Source organism: Frondihabitans peucedani (assembly GCF_039537585.1).
Taxonomy (GTDB): domain Bacteria; phylum Actinomycetota; class Actinomycetes; order Actinomycetales; family Microbacteriaceae; genus Frondihabitans; species Frondihabitans peucedani.
This window is the reverse complement of the sequence record NZ_BAABAU010000004.1, coordinates 461,302-479,444: the sequence shown is the minus strand read 5'-3', so window position 1 is coordinate 479,444 and position 18,143 is coordinate 461,302. Positions and strand designations below refer to the sequence as shown.

20 protein-coding genes are annotated in these 18,143 nt (G+C 71.6%); 12 read left to right on the top strand and 8 right to left on the bottom strand.

What is annotated here, in order from left to right:
• Nucleotides 1-37 precede the first annotated feature (37 nt).
• Both ABD733_RS15685 and ABD733_RS15680 read left to right on the top strand, forming a co-directional pair.
• Nucleotides 38-583 (top strand): RNA polymerase sigma factor, encoded by a 546-nt coding sequence (locus ABD733_RS15685; protein ID WP_344797891.1) that lies wholly within the window; start codon nt 38-40, stop codon nt 581-583.
• A complete protein-coding gene (locus tag ABD733_RS15680) occupies nt 573-1,406 on the top strand; it encodes a hypothetical protein (RefSeq protein WP_344797889.1) in 834 nt (277 codons plus the stop codon). The genes ABD733_RS15685 and ABD733_RS15680 overlap by 11 nt, the downstream gene beginning before the upstream one ends.
• Nucleotides 1,407-1,452: 46 nt before the next feature.
• On the opposite strand, the gene ABD733_RS15675 is transcribed toward ABD733_RS15680, so the two are convergent.
• Complete coding sequence (locus tag ABD733_RS15675; protein ID WP_344797887.1) at nt 1,453-2,616, bottom strand: epoxide hydrolase family protein; 1,164 nt, start codon at nt 2,614-2,616, stop codon at nt 1,453-1,455.
• A gap of 108 nt (nt 2,617-2,724) precedes the next feature.
• Between ABD733_RS15675 and ABD733_RS15670 the strand changes: the two genes are divergently transcribed.
• Nucleotides 2,725-3,324: a TetR/AcrR family transcriptional regulator gene (locus ABD733_RS15670; RefSeq protein WP_344797885.1), complete on the top strand. Its 600-nt coding sequence runs from the start codon at nt 2,725-2,727 to the stop codon at nt 3,322-3,324.
• On the opposite strand, the gene ABD733_RS15665 is transcribed toward ABD733_RS15670, so the two are convergent.
• Entirely contained in the window at nt 3,257-3,895 is a 639-nt protein-coding gene (locus ABD733_RS15665; RefSeq protein ID WP_344797883.1) for a hypothetical protein, read from the bottom strand. The genes ABD733_RS15670 and ABD733_RS15665 overlap by 68 nt on opposite strands.
• Before the next feature lie 161 nt (nt 3,896-4,056).
• On the opposite strand from ABD733_RS15665, the gene ABD733_RS15660 reads away from it, so the two are divergent.
• The 7 genes from ABD733_RS15660 to ABD733_RS15630 all read left to right on the top strand — a co-directional run bounded on the left by ABD733_RS15660 (nt 4,057) and on the right by ABD733_RS15630 (nt 10,074).
• The gene (locus tag ABD733_RS15660) at nt 4,057-4,449 is read left to right on the top strand and encodes a hypothetical protein (protein WP_344797881.1); all 393 of its coding nucleotides are present in this window, start codon (nt 4,057-4,059) and stop codon (nt 4,447-4,449) included.
• 179 nt (nt 4,450-4,628) lie between these two features.
• A complete protein-coding gene (locus ABD733_RS15655) occupies nt 4,629-4,916 on the top strand; it encodes a helix-turn-helix transcriptional regulator (protein ID WP_344797879.1) in 288 nt (95 codons plus the stop codon).
• Between the two features lie 101 nt (nt 4,917-5,017).
• Entirely contained in the window at nt 5,018-5,512 is a 495-nt protein-coding gene (locus ABD733_RS15650; protein ID WP_344797877.1) for a hypothetical protein, read from the top strand.
• 196 nt (nt 5,513-5,708) lie between these two features.
• On the top strand, nt 5,709-6,605 hold the full coding sequence (locus tag ABD733_RS15645; protein ID WP_344797875.1) for an SDR family oxidoreductase: 897 nt from the start codon (nt 5,709-5,711) through the stop codon (nt 6,603-6,605).
• 207 nt (nt 6,606-6,812) lie between these two features.
• Nucleotides 6,813-8,003, top strand: a complete 1,191-nt coding sequence (locus tag ABD733_RS15640; RefSeq protein ID WP_344798026.1) for a pyridoxal-phosphate-dependent aminotransferase family protein — start codon at nt 6,813-6,815, stop codon at nt 8,001-8,003.
• Nucleotides 8,000-9,238 (top strand): allantoate amidohydrolase, encoded by a 1,239-nt coding sequence (locus ABD733_RS15635; protein ID WP_344797873.1) that lies wholly within the window; start codon nt 8,000-8,002, stop codon nt 9,236-9,238. Before ABD733_RS15640 ends, ABD733_RS15635 begins: the two co-directional genes overlap by 4 nt.
• Entirely contained in the window at nt 9,235-10,074 is an 840-nt protein-coding gene (locus ABD733_RS15630) for a MurR/RpiR family transcriptional regulator (protein ID WP_344797871.1), read from the top strand. Before ABD733_RS15635 ends, ABD733_RS15630 begins: the two co-directional genes overlap by 4 nt.
• Before the next feature lie 6 nt (nt 10,075-10,080).
• On the opposite strand, the gene allB is transcribed toward ABD733_RS15630, so the two are convergent.
• Nucleotides 10,081-11,427, bottom strand: a complete 1,347-nt coding sequence (allB, locus tag ABD733_RS15625; protein WP_344797869.1) for an allantoinase AllB — start codon at nt 11,425-11,427, stop codon at nt 10,081-10,083.
• 78 nt (nt 11,428-11,505) lie between these two features.
• Between allB and ABD733_RS15620 the strand changes: the two genes are divergently transcribed.
• Complete coding sequence (locus ABD733_RS15620; protein WP_344797867.1) at nt 11,506-12,549, top strand: methylenetetrahydrofolate reductase C-terminal domain-containing protein; 1,044 nt, start codon at nt 11,506-11,508, stop codon at nt 12,547-12,549.
• A gap of 51 nt (nt 12,550-12,600) precedes the next feature.
• Nucleotides 12,601-13,203 carry a class I SAM-dependent methyltransferase gene (locus ABD733_RS15615; protein ID WP_344797865.1) on the top strand — a complete coding sequence of 201 codons (603 nt, stop codon included), beginning with the start codon at nt 12,601-12,603 and terminating at the stop codon, nt 13,201-13,203.
• A 124-nt stretch (nt 13,204-13,327) separates the two neighbouring features.
• Here ABD733_RS15615 and ABD733_RS15610 read toward each other — a convergent pair whose 3' ends face one another.
• The 5 genes from ABD733_RS15610 to ABD733_RS15590 form a co-directional block, all read right to left on the bottom strand.
• Nucleotides 13,328-13,912, bottom strand: a complete 585-nt coding sequence (locus ABD733_RS15610; RefSeq protein WP_344797863.1) for a pyridoxine/pyridoxamine 5'-phosphate oxidase — start codon at nt 13,910-13,912, stop codon at nt 13,328-13,330.
• Nucleotides 13,909-14,718 (bottom strand): creatininase family protein, encoded by an 810-nt coding sequence (locus ABD733_RS15605; RefSeq protein ID WP_344797861.1) that lies wholly within the window; start codon nt 14,716-14,718, stop codon nt 13,909-13,911. The genes ABD733_RS15610 and ABD733_RS15605 overlap by 4 nt, the downstream gene beginning before the upstream one ends.
• Nucleotides 14,715-16,064 carry an FAD-binding oxidoreductase gene (locus tag ABD733_RS15600; RefSeq protein WP_344797859.1) on the bottom strand — a complete coding sequence of 450 codons (1,350 nt, stop codon included), beginning with the start codon at nt 16,062-16,064 and terminating at the stop codon, nt 14,715-14,717. Before ABD733_RS15600 ends, ABD733_RS15605 begins: the two co-directional genes overlap by 4 nt.
• 81 nt (nt 16,065-16,145) lie before the next feature.
• On the bottom strand, nt 16,146-16,955 hold the full coding sequence (locus ABD733_RS15595; RefSeq protein WP_344797857.1) for an SDR family NAD(P)-dependent oxidoreductase: 810 nt from the start codon (nt 16,953-16,955) through the stop codon (nt 16,146-16,148).
• 7 nt (nt 16,956-16,962) lie between these two features.
• Nucleotides 16,963-18,141, bottom strand: coding sequence for an ABC transporter substrate-binding protein (locus tag ABD733_RS15590; protein WP_344797856.1), 1,179 nt, complete (start codon nt 18,139-18,141; stop codon nt 16,963-16,965).
• Nucleotides 18,142-18,143: the final 2 nt, after the last annotated feature.

Here is an 18,143-nt window from a genome sequence, read left to right as displayed (position 1 = left end):
GCCAGTTTCCCGACACTCCTCTAGTGAAGGGGGAACGATGACCGATTCCGAAGACACCGACGACGACCACGCGCTGCTGACGCGCCTGGCGATCGGAGACCGCGCCGCGCTCGCCGCCGCGTTCGACCGGTTCGCGCCGACTCTGACGCGGTACGCCTGGGCCGTCGCGCCGAGCAGGATGGACGTGGAGGAGCTCGTCCAGGACACCCTGCTCACGCTGTGGCAGAAGGCCGCCTCGATCGAGCTGCCCACGGGCTCGCTTCTGCCGTGGCTGCTCGTGGTCTGCCGGAATCACTCGCGGAACCTGCTGCGCCGCCAGCTGCGCACCCAGGGCGATCCGCTTCCCGACGACCTCGCGGCTCCTCCCCAGGAGGAGGACGCCCGTGAGCGCCTCCGCTGGGTCCGCGACGAGATCGACGCTCTCGCGCCCCTGGATCGCAGGATCTGCGAACTCTGCCTCCTCGAGGGGCACTCCTACTCGGAGGCCGCCGCGCTGCTCGGCCTGAGCGCCGGCGCCGTCACCAAGCGGGTCTCCCGCTCGCGTGCCCGACTGAAGAAGGCTGTGATGCACGATGAACACTGAACCTCCCACCGGAGACGATCTCCAGCGGATGCTCGTCGACATGAAGCAGTCCGTCCTGGAGCGCGCGGACGAGGTGCGTCCTCGCCCGGTCCGCCGCCGGCACGCGTGGCCCGTGGTCGGGCTGGTCGTCCTCCTCGCTGCCGGGACCGCGAGCGGTGCGTACGCCGCGGGTCTCGTCCCCAAGGACCTCTTCTCGGCCCCGGCCCCGGTCGCCACGGACACGCCCGCCCCGAGCCCTGTGGTCCAGGCTCCCGCACCGCAGCCGTCGCCGTCGAGCGCCGCCCCGGCTCCCGAGCCGACGCCGACCCCGACGCCGTCGAAGGTCTTCACGCTCGACGACCCCGCCACCTGGACGATCTCCTCGACGGAGGTCGGGCCGGTCGCGCTCGGTGCCCCCTACGACGGCGAGGTGGACGACCTGACGTCGGCGTACACGACGGGCAACGAGAACTGCCCGAATCCGGACGCCTCGTTCTGGGACCGGAAGGGCTCGATCACGCTCATCGTCGTGAAGGAGGGCGGGGTCGTGTCGGGGGTGTCTCTCGGGCTCGTCGCCCCGTCCGATCCTGCTTACCTGAAGACGTCGCCGACGACTTCGACCGGAGCAGGCATCGGGACGACGCTCGAGCAGCTCAAGGCCGACTATCCGCAGCTCACCAGGATCGGGACGTACGGCCCCGACCCGAGCTCGGAGGTCTTCAGCCTCTGGAGCGTCAAGGCGGGTGCGAACTCGATCACCTTCCAGTTCGACGGCAGCGGAACGCGGGTCGGCTTGGTCTGGGTCGGCGCGAACCCGAAGCCGCCGTACGAGTTCTGCGGGTAGCCGGGTGACGGTGGCCGTCGGCGGCGACCGCGGCTGTCGACGGCCGTCAGCGGCGCAGGGTCCGGAGCCCGTCCCGGAGCTCCCGGACCAGGAACCCGGGCTGCTCCAACGCCCCGAAGTGGCCGCCCCGCTCCGCTTCGCCGTAGTGGATCAGGTCGCTGTAGGCGTCCTCGATCCACGAACGCGGCGGAAGGGGGATGTCCTTCGGGAACACCGTGACCGCCACCGGCAGTGACAGGCGAGGGCCCGCGAGGCCCCCGGAGCTGTTCTCCCAGTAGATGCGGGCCGAGGAGGCCGCACTGTTCGTGAACCAGTACAGCGAGATGGTGTCGAGGATTTCGTCTATGGCGAGGGCGTCCTCGGCTCGCCCGTCGTTGTCGCTCTTCGACTGGAACTTCTCGTAGATCCACGCGGCCTGCCCGACCGGGGAGTCGGCCAGCGCGAACCCGACGGTCTGCGGCTTCGTGGCCTGGAGGTGGTTCGACCCGCCGAGGTAGCCCGTGTAGAGGGCGAGGGTGGCGACGGCGTGCTCCTCCTCCGGCGACAACTCGTCGGGGATGGTCGTCGGGAAGACGTACTGCGAGCTCAGGTGGATGCCGGCGAGGCCCTCCGGTCGCAGGATGCCCAGGGCCGTGGTGACGACGGCTCCCCAGTCGCCGCCGTGGGCCGTCCATCTCTCGTAGCCGAGACGAGCCATGAGCTCCGCCCAGGCGGCTGCGACCCGCGGGACGGTCCATCCGGTCTCCGTCGGCTTGCCCGAGAAGCCGAAGCCGGGCAGTGACGGGATGACGACGTCGAACGAGTCCTCGACCGATCCGCCGTGCGCGACCGGGTCGGTCAGCGGGTCGATCAGCGCGAGGAAGTCGATGAACGACCCGGGCCAGCCGTGCGTGAGGAGGAGGGGCATCGCGCCGGGGTTCGCGGACCGGACGTGGACGAAGTGGATGTCGAGACCGTCGATCGTCGCCGTGAACTGGGGCAGGCCGTTGACCCGGCTCTCGAAGCGACGCCAGTCGTAGTGATGCTGCCAGTGGTCGACCAGGGACCTGGCGCTGTCGACCCGGACGCCCTGCGACCAGTCGTCGACGGTCTCCGCATCCGGCCACCGCACGTTGGCGAGGCGATCGCGGAGGTCGTCGATCTCCGACTGGGGCACGTGGACAGCGAAGGGGCGGATCGCAGTGTCGTGGGGTGCTTCGTCTCGGGACACGGGGTCTCCATCTCGTCATCCTGGTGCGGCACTCTGCTGCACACTCGTGTGCATTGCACACTGCTGTGCACCCTACATCGCTGCACACGAACGTGCAATGATGGATTCATGAGTGACCTCTCGCCGCGGGCGCTGGCCATGGAGCAGACCCGGCGCCGCATCCTCGACGTCGCCCTCGAGACGCTGGGCCGCGATCCTGACGCCGGCATGGCAGAGGTCGCCGCCGCAGCCGCCGTGGTCCGCCGCACGGTCTACGGCTACTTCCCGACGAGGGCCGACCTCGTCCGGACTCTGGCTCGGCAGGCGGTCGACGAGATGTCCGCGGTGCTCGCAGAGGTCGACGCCTCAGCAGGATCACCCGACGTCGCCTGGGCCGACTTCGTGTCGCGTCTCTGGCCTCTCGCCCACCGCTATCGCGTCCTGATCGCTCTCCGTCGTGGCGAGTTCGGCCACGAGATCCACGCCCTGCTCGAACCCGTCGACGCATCGCTCGCGGCTCTCGTCCTGCGCGGCCAGGACGACGGCTCGTTCTCCCGGCACCTGCCCTCCCGCGTGCTCAGCCAGATCGCGTTCTCGTCCGTGTTCAGCGTCGCGGACGCCGGGCTCGACGATGCCCGCGCGGGGGTCGCCGCCGCGGTCGTCACGAGTCTCCTGGTGCTGGGCGTACCGCAGGCGAGGGCCCGCGATCTGGCCGCGGCGACAGCCTGACGTGCCCGCCGGGCCGGAGGCGCGCGCAGCGATCGCAGTCGGGCATGTTCTTGGCGCTCGCCGGATAGAAGCCGTCGTTCGTCTCCGAGAAGAACGTGTGCTGGACGCCGCCTGCCGCCGTGATCCTGATCGTGAAGTCGCGGACGTTCCCGGAGTGAGCGCCGCGGGCCAGCCGCGGGAAGATGACGATCTGAACGCTCGAGTGCGCAGGGACGGGCGCGCCGGCGACCGCGCGGCGCTTCGACCAGTCGGCCACGTCGCGGTAGCTCTCCGTGCCGACCCCGATTGCATCATCGTGGAGCCCCCGCGCCGGCAGGGCTGTGTAGCCGACCGACGACAGGTCGTTGACGGTTCCGGCGTCGATGGAGTCGAGAGTCGCCGGCTGATCGCCGTCGTTGATGACGTACATCCCGAAGACGGTGTCGCCGCTGCCGGTGCTGGCCATGCACGAGCTGCCCCCCTCGTCGACTCGGATGTCGGGGCGGTTCGTCGTGACCACCACGAACCCGATTCCCAGGGCGACGGCGAGGACGGTGGAGACGGCGACGACGAGTCGTCCGGCGTTCGGCATGGCCGCAGGCTAGTGCAGGTCGAGGGGACCGCACACGCCCCCGACAGGATCCGGCCCGGTTTCCCCGATCCTGCGCCCGCGTCGTTTCTCGGCGGACGCCCATGGCGGGTCGCCCGCCGCGTCCGTAGTCTTGACGGACCGACCGATCGAGAGGAATGCCCGTGGGAGAACGACTCGACGCCGCGGCCAGGATCTCCGCCCGGACGGTCCGCGCCGCCTCCCGCACGCCCCTCGGCATGCAGGTCAAGGAGAGCCTCCTCTTCTACCGCCGCGTCGCCCGCGCCGCCGTGACCGAGGCGATCTCCAGGCCCCCCGAGGCGCAGGCGATCGAGTCGCCGCAGGCGGCCCCGCACCCCGGCCTCCGCCCGCAGCCCGCCGACGAGTTCGTGTCGGGCGACGACGAGCGCTGCAGCTGCCGGCGTCCCGACTGGTGCGGTGCGACGAAGGGCGACATCGTCCACGACCTCATGAGCCGGGGCATGCGACTCGACCGGGAGCAGGCCGAGACGATCTGGCGCGACGCGCAGGATCGCCGGGGAGCCTGGCCCGCCTGAGTCTCCTGCGGTGAGCGGGTCCGCCCTCCCTCTCGCGGGCCGCCCCGCGATCCTGCCGGTGCGGTTTCCGGACAGGACGCCCCGGATCACTGGAAATCCCACAGGATCCCGGGGCAGATCGGTCGCGGGACTGCTCCCGGGGCCCGTCCAGGTGCATAATCACCGAGGAACGGGGGATCATGACGCGGAAGAAGCCGGTGCAGGAGGGTGTGGTCCTCTCGGCGCAGCAGGCGGAGATCCTCGCGGGCATCGGCGCCGGCGAGACCTACAGCACCGTGGCGAAGCGCCTCTCGCTGAGCACGTCGACGATCGGCTACCACGTAGGGCGACTGCAGCAGAAGCTGCACGCCGGCAACGTCCCGGCCCTCATCGCGCTGGTCATGGTCGCCGGGATCCTCACGACCGACCAGTTCCCCATCCAGGCCACCGGCGACCTCGTCATCGACCCGTCCCTCATCCCCGACTGACGACCGCCCCACAGACCCCGGAGCGCGCCCGATCGGGCTCCGGCGCCCGAGGCCCGACCCGACGGTCGGCCTCCTCCACCCACCCGAAGGGAAACCCCACCATGTCCACCACCTCGCCCACCGCACCCCCGCGGACCATCCAGATCGCGTTCTGGCTGTTCCTCCTCACCGCCCTCGCGCACCTCGTCGGCCTCATCATCTCCGCTGCCACCTCCGGCAGCACGACGGCTGCTGCGAAGAGCCAGCTCGCGAAGGCGGGTGGATCGGCGGCCGCGACCCAGCAGGCGCAGAGCTTCGTGGGCGCCGGCGTCGCGATCGCGATCGTGCTCGGGGCCCTGTTCCTCATCGCCTTCGTCGTCTTCGACCTCTTCATGCGACGCGGAGCCGGCTGGGCCCGCATCGTCCTCCTCATCATCACGATCCTGTCGCTCACCGGGATCGTGGGCGGCTATGGCACCGGAGCGGTCGGCGTCGTCGCTGCCGTCGTGGCGACCGTCCTGATGTTCCTGCGTCCGTCGAGCGAGTACTTCCAGGCCGTCAAGGCCCGCAAGTACGGCAACGGCGGCGGTGTCGCCGGCGGACCGGCGCGCGTCTAGTCCTGCTGCTCGGAGGGGCCCGTCCTGCGAGGGGCGGGCCCTTCGTCGTCCCTGGCGGCGGCGTGCTCGCTGTTCGCGACCCGTATCCCGGCCCGACACACGCCGTACAACCGGTGACTGCCGCCGGAATGCGTGCCCGCGGCGGTCGCCCCGCCCCGCCCCGCGCACTCCGGCACGCATCCCGTAGGGTCAGCACATGCGCGTGGGGATCACAGGAGCGTCGGGGTTCGTCGGACGACACCTGGCGGAGCGGTACGACCCGGTCGACGTCGTGAGCGTCTCCCGGAGCGCCGGCGTGCAGATCGACGACGTCGACGCGCTCACCGAGGCGTTCCGCGGAGTCGACGCCGTGGCGCACTGCGCCGGGATCAACCGCGAGATCGGCGACCAGACGTTCGATCGCGTCCACGTCCGTGGCACTGCCGCCGTTCTCGAGGCCGCCCGTCGCGCCGGTGTGTCGAAGGTGGTGCTGCTCAGCTTCTTGCGGGCGCGTCCCGGTTCAGGATCGCCGTACCACGAGTCGAAGTGGACGGCCGAGGAGATGATCCGATCGTCGGGCCTCGACTACACGATCCTGAAGGCCGGAATGATCTACGGCCACGGCGACCACCTCGTCGACCACATCAGTCACACCGTGCAGACGGTCCCGCTCTTCGCCTCGGTCGGCCTGCGCGAGAAGACGATCAGCCCGATCCCCGTCGCCGAGCTCGTGGACGTCATCGTGGCAGCGCTCGACGGGCGCCTGTCCCGGCAGACGGTGGCGGTGCGCGGCGGCGAGACCCTCCTGCTCAGCGAGGCCGTGCGTCGGATCGCCCGGATCGTCGAGCGTCCGGTGACCATCTTCCCGGCGCCGGTCTGGGCGCACAGGATCCTGGGCCAGGTCACCGAGTGGACGATGCGAGTGCCACTCGTCGCCAAGGCGCAGGTGCAGATGCTGTCCGAGGGCGTGACCGAGGCGACGCAGCCGGCCGGTGAGCTCCCCGACGACCTCCGGCCCCGTCTCCCGTTCGACGACGAGCAGATCCGTGGTGCGCTACCGCCCCGAGGCGGCTTCACCTGGCGCGACCTGCGGCTGGCATCGCGGGCGGGCTGAGCCGATCCGGGGTCGGGTGTGGTGGCGTTCGCGACACGCATCCCGGCCCGACACACGCCGTACAACCGGTGTCTGCCGCCGGAATGCGTGCCCCGAGCGACCCGACCGCAGGATCGACATACCCGTCACACCCCTGAAACACCGGTTCCGTAGACTGACCGCGTGAAACAGTCCTTTCAGCCGATCGACCCGCCCGCGCGACTCCTGATGGGCCCCGGCCCGATCAACGCCGACCCGCGCGTGACGCGCGCGATGTCGGCGCAGCTGGTCGGCCAGTACGACCCGTGGATGACCGCCACGATGGACGAGACCCAGGTGCTCTACCGCCAGGTCTTCCAGACGCAGAACGAGCAGACGGTCCTCGTCGACGGCACGTCGCGCGCCGGCATCGAGGCGGCGCTGGTGTCGCTGATCGAGCCGGGCGACCGCGTGCTGGTGCCGGTCTTCGGCCGCTTCGGGCACCTCCTGAAGGAGATCTCCGAGCGCTGCGGCGCCGAGGTGCACACCATCGAGGTGCCCTGGGGGCAGGTCTTCACGCCGAGCGCGATCGAGGCGGCCATCCGCGAGGTGAAGCCGAAGCTCCTCGCGGTCGTGCACGGAGACACCTCGACCACCGTCGCCCAGCCCCTCGAGGAGCTCGGCGCCATCTGTGAGCGCGAAGGAGTCCTCTTCTACACCGACGTCACCGCGTCCCTGGCCGGGAACGCCTTCCACACCGACGAGCTCGGCCTCGACGCCGTGACCGCGGGGCTCCAGAAGTGCCTGGCCGGCCCGTCAGGATCCGCTCCCGCCACCTTCTCCCCGCGCGCCGTCGAGGTCATCACGGCCCGCAAGTCGGTGGAGGCGGGCATCCGTCGCGAGGGCGACGCCGTCAGCGCGCACCCGATCCGCTCGAACTACTTCGACCTCGCCATGATCTTCGACTACTGGGGACCTCAGCGCCTCAATCACCACACCGAGGCGACGACCATGCTCTACGGCGCCCGTGAGTGCGCCCGGCTCCTCGTCGAGGAGGGCATCGACGAGGCGGTCGCTCGGCACGCGCTGCACGGCGGCGCCATGCTGGCCGGGCTCCGCGGTCTCGGCCTCGAGATCTTCGGCGACGTCTCGCACAAGATGAACAACGTCACCGCCGTGATGATCCCCGACGGCATCGACGGCGACGGAGCCCGCGCCGCCATGCTCGACGACTTCGGCATCGAGATCGGCACGTCGTTCGGTCCGCTGCACGGCAAAGTGTGGCGGATCGGCACCATGGGCTACAACGCCCGAAAGGACGCCGTCCTGACGACGCTCGCCTCCCTCGAGGCCGTGCTCCGCCGCGGGGGAGTCGCCGTCACCGGCGGTGGCGGCGTCGGGGCCGCCTACGACGTCTACCAGGATGCGGGCGCCGCGTGACGGTCGACGCCCGCACCATCCTCGAACGCTGCGACGCGCTCGCCCGCGAGACCTCCTCGCCCGACGGCATCGAGCGCGTCTACCTCTCGCCCGAGCACGCGGCCGTGAACCGCGCGACGGCCGGCTGGATGCGGTCGGCAGGCCTTGTGCCCCGGGTGGATGCGGTCGGTAACCTCCTTGGGAGGTTCGAGGGCCGGGATCCTGCGCTGCCCGCCCTGCTCCTCGGATCGCACCTCGACACGGTGCCGAACGCCGGACGCTTCGACGGGATCCTCGGCGTCATGATCGCCATCGCGGCCGTCGACCGCATCCGCGATCGGGGCGACGAGCTGCCCTTCGCGATCGAGGTGCTGGCCTTCGGCGACGAGGAGGGCACCCGCTTCGGCACAGCGCTCCTCGGGTCGCGCGCGGTCGCCGGCACCTGGCTGCCCGAGTGGTGGAGCCTCGCCGACGCCTCGGGCACGAGCCTCCGCGAGGCCTTCGTCGAGTTCGGCCTCGACCCCGACCTCGTCGGCGAGGCCGCGCTCGACCCGGCCGACGTCGTCGGCTACCTCGAGGTTCACATCGAGCAGGGCCCGTACCTCGAGGAGGCCGACCGCGCGCTCGCGGTCGTCTCGTCGATCGCCGGAGCCCGCCGCTTCGCCCTGACGCTCACCGGCGAGGCCGGGCACGCGGGCGGCGTCCCGTTCCACCGGCGGCACGACGCCCTCGCCGGCGCCAGCGAGATCGTGCTCGCCGTCGAGCGTCTCGCGCGCGACGCGGGCTGCATCGCCACGGTCGGGCGGCTGCAGGCGTTCCCCGGCGGGGTCAACGTGATCCCCGGCCGGGTCGACTTCAGCCTCGACCTCCGCGGCGAGACCGACGAGGCCCGCGATGCCGTCTGGGCCGAGATCCAAGCGGTGGCCGACGACGTGTGCAAGCGCCGCGGACTCATGTTCGAGGTCGACGAGACGCACAGCGCGCCGGCTGTCAGAGCGGCGTCGAGACTGCAGGATGTCGTGCGCTCCGGGATCCTGCGCACCGGCGACACCGATCCGACGGTGCTGTTCTCGAAGGCCGGCCACGACGCCATGGCGATCGCCGACCTGACCGACTGGGCGATGCTCTTCGTGCGGAACGGCCTCGGCGGGATCAGCCACCACCCCGACGAGACGGTCACCGAGGCCGACGTGGCCACCGCGCTCGACGCGTTCGAGGCGGCGGTGCTCGCCCTCGCGGCGACGCACGACTCGTGACGGCGAGCACGGGCGGCGACATCCGCACCCGGATCGACTCCGGCTACGGCGAGCTCCGGCCGCAGGAGCAGCGCGCCGCCGACTTCATCCTCGACCACCTCGACGACCTCGCCGTCTACTCCGCAACCGAGATCGCGACCGCCAGCGGGGTCTCCAAGGCCACCGTCTCGCGGCTGTTCCGACGGCTCGGGTTCGCCGACGCGCAGGATGTCCGGGAGCACGCCCGCTCCCTCCGCCGCCGCGGCGTCCCCGTGGGCCCGACCTCCGCCGCCTCCGGCGGGCTCGCGCAGCACCTCGCCGTCGAGCGCGCGAATCTCGACGCGCTCCTCGCCGGCCTCGGCGACGGGCGCCTCGAGGAGGCCGCGGCCCTGGTCGCCGCGGCGCGAGAGGTGGTCGTCATCGGCTTCCGGAACAGCTACCCCGTCGCCCTGCACCTCCGCCAGCAGCTCGCGCAGGCGCGACCCGACGTGCGGATCGCGCCGGCCCCGGGGCAGTCGGTCGGCGAGAAGCTGGCCGGGCTCGGGCCCCGCGACGCGGTGGTGCTGGTCGGGTTCCGCCGACGACCCGCCGGCTTCGCAGGCGTCCTCGCGAGTCTGGAGGCGCAGGATGTCCCGGTCGTGCTGGTCGTCGATCCTGCGGCTCGGCTCCCATCCGCCGACTCGACGCGGGTGCTCGTCTGCCCGGTGGACAGCGTGGCGGCGTTCGACTCGTACGCGGCCGCGATGAGCCTCGCCAACCTGCTCGCCGCGGCGGTGCTGGCCGTCGCGCCGGGGGCCGGGCGCGCCAGGATCGGCGGCATCACGGCGCTGTACTCCGAGCTCGGCGAGCTGGAGTAGCCGGCCCTAGCCGCGCGACAGCAGCTGCCCCGCGGCGGCGGTCTCGTCGACCGGCTCGCCGCGCAGCCACACCCGCTCGACCGAGCCGCGCAGGCGGCTGCCGTCGAAGGCGCTCACCGGGTTCTTGTGCGCGAGAGCCGCGGCCGACACGGTGACCTCCGCCTCGGGATCGAACGCGACGAGGTCGGCACGGGCGCCGACCGCGATCCTGCCCCGGTCGGCGAGGCCGACGAGGCCCGCGGTCGCCCCCGACATCCAGCCCACGACGGACTCGAGCGGGATCCTGCGCTCGCAAGCCCCCGTCCAGACCGCCCGGAAGCTCAGCTCGAGGCCCGAGATGCCGCCCCAGGCCTGGTCGAAGTCGCCGTCGCCCGCGAACTTCAGCTCGGCGGTCGAGGGGGAGTGGTCGGAGGCGACGAGGTCGATGGTGCCGTCGACGAGGGCCTCCCAGAGGAGCTCCTGGTTCGCGGCGTCGCGGATCGGCGGGCAGCATTTGTACTGCGTGCCGCCGTCGGGGATGTGCTCTTCGTCGAACGACAGGTAGTGCGGGCAGGTCTCGACGGTGAGCCGGAGGCCCCGCGCCTTCGCGTCGCGGATGGCCGGCAGGGCGCGGGCCGACGACAGGTGCAGGATGTGGGCGCGCCCGCCCGTCTGCGACACGGCGTCGATGACGTGCTCGATCGCCGACAGCTCGCTGGCATCCGGGCGCGAGCGGACGAACGCCGAGTACGAAGCGCCTTCGGGCTCCGGGGCGTCGTCGAGCCGCTCGGGATCTTCCGCGTGCACGATGAGCAGACCGTCGAACGCCGCGATCTCGGCCATGGCCTCGTGCAGCTGCGCGGTCGACAGGTGCGGGAACTCGTCGACCCCCGACGGCGACAGGAACGCCTTGAACCCGAAGACGCCCGCGTCGTGCAGCTCGCGGAGGTGCCCGAGCGACGACGGGATCGCGCCGCCCCAGAACCCGACGTCGATCACAGCCTGCGGTGCCGCGGCCTCGCGCTTGAGGTCGAGCGCTTCCGGGGTGGTGGTCGGAGGGATGCTGTTGAGCGGCATGTCGATGATCGTCGTGACACCGCCCCGGGCCGCCGCGCGGGTGGCGCTCGCGAAGCCCTCCCAGTCGGTCCGGCCCGGCTCGTTGACGTGCACGTGCGAGTCGACGATGCCCGGGATCAGCACCTGCTCGGGCGGCAGGATCACCTCGGCGGCAGCCTCGACAGCTGCGTCGAGCTCCTCGACCGCGACGACGACACCGTCGTGCACGACGACCGCCGCCGGCCGGAACGCCCCGTCGACGAGGACCGCCCGGGAGCGGATCACGAGGTCGGGCACGGGCATGTCAGAGAGGGGCATTCCCTGATTTTACGGGGCTTAACGAGCCCGAAACGGCGCGACACCGCGGCCGAAACAGCGGCATGCGAGGGTGTCACCATGGAGAGCTCCGTCGCCGTCTGCCCCAAGCGCATGCAGTACGGACCCTGCGGCGGCGTCGAGTTCGACGGGCGCTGCGAGGTGGCCGAGCACGCCTGCGTGTTCCTCGACACGCCGACCGTGCGGTGGGCGGGCGGGCCGGTCTCACCGGGGGCGCCGGCCGTGCCCTCGGTGCCTGAGCCCGGGTCCGACATGCGCGGGCTTCTGCGACAGCGGCAGATCGTGGTGGCCGACCTGCCCGCGCGCGCCCTCAGCTCGGCGTCGATCGAGGCGGTGGGCGGGATCCTGCGCGGAACGGTCGACGCGGTCCTGGCGGGCGACTCGGGTGCCGAGCGCGTGCAGTTCTCGCCGGCCTACCGCGCGAGTCTTGTGCAGCGGGCCGGACTCCGGGTCTGGACCGGCCTGAACTGCCGCGACCGCAACCGCGTCGCGCTCGAGGGCGAGCTCGCCGCCCTCGCCGACGCGGGGGTCGCGGCGGTCCACTGCGTCACCGGCGACCACACCGACACCGGGTCGCGGCCCGACGCGCAGCCCGTCTTCGACCTCGACTCGACCCGTCTCGCCGCCCTCGCCCGGGAGGCCGGACACCTCGTGTCCGTCGCCGAGTCGCCGTGCGCGCCGCCGGTCTCCCGCCGGGCCGCCCGTCTGGCCGAGAAGGCGAAGGCGGGGGCGGAGGTGTGTTTCGTGAACCACGCGGGCGGTGCGGCTCCGGTCGCCGCGTTCATCCGGGAGGCGCAGGATCACGGGGCGGCCCTCGCGTTCCTCCCGTGCGTCCCCGTGGTGGTCGACGCGGCCAGCGCCCGGCTGCTCGAGTCGTTCACCACGCTGGTGCTGCCGCCGGGGTACCTGGGTCGGATCCTGCGCGCTCGCGACCCGTTCGCCGAGGGGGTCGCGGCCGCCGTGGAGCTCTCGCAGGAGCTGCTCGCTCTTCACGGGGTGCGCGGCGTGAACCTCTCCGGCGGCGCCGGCCCCGACGGAGCCGAGCGCTTCGCCGAGGCCCTCGCCGCCATCGGCACGGAGCTCGCACCCACGATCGCGACATGAAACCACCACCTGCAGTGGTTTCGTGTCGCGATCGTGGGCCAAGCTGGGGCGATGAGCGACAACTCCTTCTGGGAAGACCGGTACGGCCGGGCCGCCGAGGCCGGTGAGCAGCTCTGGTCGGCGGGCCCGAACGCGTGGATCGAGCAGACCGTGGCGCACCTGCCGATCGGCGACGCCGTCGACCTCGGAGCCGGCGAAGGACGCAACGCCCTCTGGCTCGCCTCCCTGGGCTGGACGGTGAGCGCGGTGGACTTCGCCCCCGCCGGCCTTGCGATCGGACGAGCGCGCGCCGCCCAGCTGGGCGTCGAGGTGGAGTGGGTGGAGGCCGACGCCACATCCTGGGTCGCCCCGTCGCTCGTCGACCTCGTCGTGATCGCCTACCTCCAGCTGCCCGAGGGTGTCCTTTCCGACGCCCTCGGGAACGCCGCCGCGTCGCTCGCGCCCGGGGGCACGCTCGCCCTCGTCGGGCACGCGCTCGAGAATCTGGCGGACGGGGTCGGGGGCCCGCAGGATCCTGCGCTCCTGCACCGGGTCGACCACCTCTCGGCGACCGCTCGCGCCGCCGGGCTCGACGTCGCGGAGTGTCGCCTGGTCGAGCGCGAGACCGCTGCCGGCACCGCGCTCGACGCCGTGCTCGTCGCCTCGCGGCCGTAGCTCGGCCCGCGCGCCGCGCGCGGGCTCGCCGAGATCGCAGTAGTCGTCGCCCGGGAGTGCCCCGACCCGACGCCTACTGCGATCTCGGCTTACGCAAGTGCGCGAGCACCTCAGGCCCGACGCCTCAGCCCGCGAGATACCGCCGCGACCACGCCGAACCGTCGGCAGCACGCGCGAACTCCACACGCTGCGATGCGGTGTCGCCGTTCGACGACCAGAACGTCAGCCGCGTCGGCGTCACGAGGTAGCCGACCCACGACTCGGGCTGCTCGAAGACGCCCGCGTGCGCCTCCTCGAACGCTGCCCACGCGGCGACGCGCTCCTCGCGGGGGAGCTCCGCGAACTCGTGCGTGTTCAGCCAGGCGAGCTGCTGCAGGTACGGCGACCGCGACCGGTAGGCGGCGGCGACGCGGTCGGCGGGGGCGGGGGCGGCGGTCCCGCGGATCACGAGCTGGTGCGTGAATCCCGGCCAGAGCACGGTCATCGCCACCGCCGGGTGCGCCGCGATGTGGGCCGCCTTGCGGGAGGCGCCGTCGGTGTTGAAGAGGAACCCGTCGGGCCCGAACGACGTCAGGAGCACCGTCCGCGCATCAGGATCCCCGTCCTCGTCGACCGTCGACAGGGTGATCTGCGGCCGCTCCGGGTCGTCGTTCCCGGGCAGCCACTCGGTGAGCAGCCGCCACGCCTCGTCGGGGAGCGCGGAGGTCACGACAGCGTCCCGGGCTCCAGGATCGGGTGCTCGAACCGCGCGATCTCGGCCAGCGACGCGACCCCGGCCGTGATGGCCCGCTGGTAGAGCTCGGCGCCCCAGGCCGCGTTCGCCTCGGAGGCGTCGCCGACGACCCCGGCCTCGCCGAAGTCGTTCGACAGCCAGCCGAAGTGCACGGGGCCGCCGTTGAACTTGACGTACTCGAGGTCGAGCATGTGCTCCGGGATCCAGCGCTCCGCCTTGGTCATGTCGACCAGGTCAGGACGCAGGTGCAGGATCATCGACGTCTCGCTGTGGCCACCGTGGACTCCGAACCCGTGCTCGTCCGGCCCGTTCGTCCCGTCGCCGCCGGCCATGTTCGACCCCATCAGGAAGGTGCGCAGCCCGAACCGGCGCCGGAGCTCCCGCAGCGCCACCTGCAGCAGCGCGATGTTGCCGCCGTGGCCGTTGTAGAAGACGATCGTGCGCGCCGGGGTGTTGGCGATCGAGCGGCCGATGTCGACGACGGTCTGCAGCAGGGTGTCGGCGTTCAGCCACATCGTGCCGGGCGCCCAGTGGTGCTCGTCGGACTTCGTGTAGGCCAGCGACGGGAGCAGCCAGACATCCTGCCCCTCCCCGGCGGCCGCCTCGACGACCCCGCGCGAGATCAGGTCGGCCATCAGCCAGTCGGTCGACAGCGGCAGGTGCGGGCCGTGGTGCTCGATGGCGCCGGTGGGGAGCACCAGGATCGACGACGAGGTCAGCGTCGAGGCGAGTGCCGGACCGGACAGGTGGACGAGATCGCGGGTCGAGTCGGCAGCGGTCACGAGACCTTCGCCCCCGTCGCCATCGGCGCCTCGACGAGCTTGCCGGGGTTCAGCAGACCCGCCGGGTCGGTCGTCGCGGCGAGCTCGCGGGTGCGGGCGGGCTCGAAGTCGACGTACCACTGGTGCGGGTTGTGGTAGCCGACGCCCAGCTCGGTGAGGCGCGCGAATCCTGCGTAGACGTCCTCCGCCGAGGTGTAGCGGCCGGCGAGCATCCCGATCGGGCGCTTGTGGGCGGTCTCGATGTGGAGCATGCCGCCGGGGTAGACGGCGTGCACCTCGTCGATCCGGTCGATGAGCGCGTCGCCCGACACCTCCACGTGGAAATACGTGTCGGGGTAGGCCTTCTGCAGCCACTCGATGGGGTGGTTGTACGACATCATGCTGATCTTCATCGACGTCTGGGGACCCTCGCGCACGTCTTCGACGCGGCCGCCGGCGGCCTCCACGAGCTCGGTGGCGCGGGCGACGGTCGAGGCGTCCAGGATCGCGCGGAGCGAGGCGCGGCCCGCGGGGATCGCCGGGTCGTCGGGCAGAGCGTCCGCGAGCGTCGGGAGGTCGCCCGACGCCAGGCGCGGCAGCGGGTCGAGCTCGCCGAAGGCCCGGATCAGCGGCAGCAGCTGCTCGAAGGTGTCGAAGCTGGCGAAGAAGCCGCGCCAGTCCTGCAGCGGTTCGAGGCGGATCGTCGCCCGGGCGATGATCCCGGCCGTGCCGTAGTTGTGCACGTAGGTCTGCGCCTCGTCGCCCTCGACGTGCACGAGCGTGCCGTCGGAGGCGGGGTGGACGACGTCGAGCGCCAGCACGAAGCCCTGGTGGTTGGAGCCGTGCTTGATGGAGCCGGTGCCACCGGAGCCGCCCGACAGGAAGCCGCCGAGCGACGACTGGGCCGTCGACGGGTACATCAGGATCTGCTGATCCTGCTTGTTCGCGGCCTGCTCGAGCGAGACCATCGTCGCGCCCGCCTCGGCGGTCAGGAAGCCGTCGCCGACCTCGGTGACCGCCCGGGCGCGGGTCATGTCGAGCACGAGGCCGCCCGACATCGGGATCGCCTGGCCGTAGTTGCCGGTGCCCTTGCCGCGCGGAGTGATCGGCACGCCGTGCCGCGTGGCGAGACCGACGACGGCGCCGATCTCCTCGGCGCTCGTCGGGTAGGCGACCAGGTCGGCGAGACCGAGCGGCAGCTGCTGGCTGATGACCGGCGACAGGCGCGACCCGTCGACGGAGGCCTTCTCGCGGGCTGCCAGCTCGACGGAGACGCCGCGCTCGCCGAGGAGCTCGCGCAGGTCGACGACGAGCGCCGACAGCGCCTCCGGCGACGGGGCCGCGGGGGCGGTGGTGGAAGTGGTCATGATCGTGCTCTCTGGATCGTGGTCGCTGCCTGGTGTGGTCGATGCCGGGGTGGATGGGGGAGGGAGAGGGGAAGGGCGCAGCTAGCTCATGAGCATGCCGCCGGTGACGTTGACGGCCTGGCCGGTGAGGTAGCCCGCGTCGGGCGAGGCGAGGAAGAGCGCGACGCCCGCGACGTCGGCGGGGCTGGCGCAGCGACCGAGCGGCGACATCGCCGACCACGAGGCCACCATCTCGTCGGTGCGGGTCGCGGCGCCCATCTCGGTGAGGACGTAGCCGGGGCAGAGGCAGTTGACCCGGATCCCGTGCTCGCCCCACTCGAGGGCGGCGACGCGGGTCAGAGCGACGACGGCGGCCTTCGAGGCGGCGTAGGCGCCCTCGCCGGCACCGCCCGTCTTGGCGGCCATGGAGGCCAGGTTGATGATCGAGCCGCCGCGATCCTGCCCGCCGTCGGCCCCGGCAGCAGCACCGGCAGCGATCATGGCGCGGGCGGCAGCCTGCATGGTCGTGAGCATCGCGCGGGTGTTGACCGCGAAGAGGGTGTCCCAGTCGTCGACGCCGACGTCGAGCAGGGGAGCGAAGCGCAGGATCCCGGCCGAGTTCACCAGCACGTCGACGCCGCCGAGGGCCCCGAGTGCGGCCTCCATCGCCGCCACGGTCTGTGCGGTGTCGCCGAGGTCGACGGGGTGGAACGTGCCGCCGATCGAGTCGCTGAGTTCGGCGCCTCGATCGGTGAGCAGGTCGAGGATGGCGACGTCCGCCCCCTCGGCGGCGAAGCGGCGGGCGATCTCGCCGCCGATGCCACGGGCGCCCCCGGTGACGACGACCCGCTTGCCCTCGAGGCGGCCGGAGCCGCGCGAGAGGACGGGTGTCGTCACCGGGGAGTCGCTCATGAGGGGATCAGAATCCGATCGACTTGTCGATGAACTCGTTGGTGAACAGGTCGTCCGGCTTGAGGTCGGCCTTGAGGGTCGTGCCCGACGACTTGTAGATCGGCGTGTCGATGTCGATGACCTTCTGGATCCTGCTGGAGTCCATGTCGCCGACGTACGAGTTGTCGCCGTTCGACGCGATCTTCAGCTTCTTCATCTCCTTGACGGCGTAGTCCGCCACGCCCTCGTCGTAGACCCAGCCGTTGTTGTACTGCGTGACCAGGTTCGCGATGAGCTTGTTGGTCGTCGACGGCGACTTGAAGTAGTCGACGTCCGCCTGCTGCAGCACGGGCACGAGCTTCTTGAGGCAGGGGCTGAGCTTCGTCAGGTCGCCGGTCCGGACCGACATGGCCTCCGGGTAGATCGGGTAGCCGGTGTCGTTGACGAGCTGGAACTTCACGTCCTTGCCCCAGGCCGACACCTGGTTCTTGTAGATGTACGGCTCGGCGGTGGCGAAGCCCTGCTGCGCGTCCTTGCCCTTGCCGACGACGAACTTCGCCGGGGTGCCGTCATAGCTGCCGTCGGTGACCGACTTGGGGAGGATGTCGTTGCCGATGAGGTAGTTCATGTAGGCCGCTCCGCCGAAGTAGCGGACGACCCCGCCCGACTTCTCGAGCGCGGTGCCGAGCTCCTTGATGGTCTTGACCTTCGGGTACGTCTTCGGGTCCCACATGATCATCTGCGGCGAGATGTCGTTCTCGGCCATGACTGCGGTGGTGGGGAGCTTCTGCGAGTCCTGCACGGCCTCGTCGGTGGTGACGTAGCCGAGGGTGATGGACTTGTCCTGGTACATCTGCGACGACACCGAGGCGTAGCCGATCGCCGGTCCGCCGGAGCGGATCTCGACCTGCACGCCGGTCGACTTGCCGCCCGACATCAGGGTGCCCGAGACCGACTTCTTGCTGGCGTCGACCTTGTAGTCGTCACCGAGCAGCTGGTACGCGTGGCCGTGGTCGGCCTCCGGGTTCCAGTCGGTCTGGATGACGACGTTCGCCGGGCAGACGCCCGACAGGTCGACCGCGGCCGACGCGGTCGTCGCCTTGGGGCTGGTCGTGCCGCCGGAGCCGCCCGACGAGCAGGCGGTGAGGGCGGCAGCGGCAGCCAGCGTCAGGCCGACGGCCATCGTGGCGCGTGTGTTGAGGCGCATGG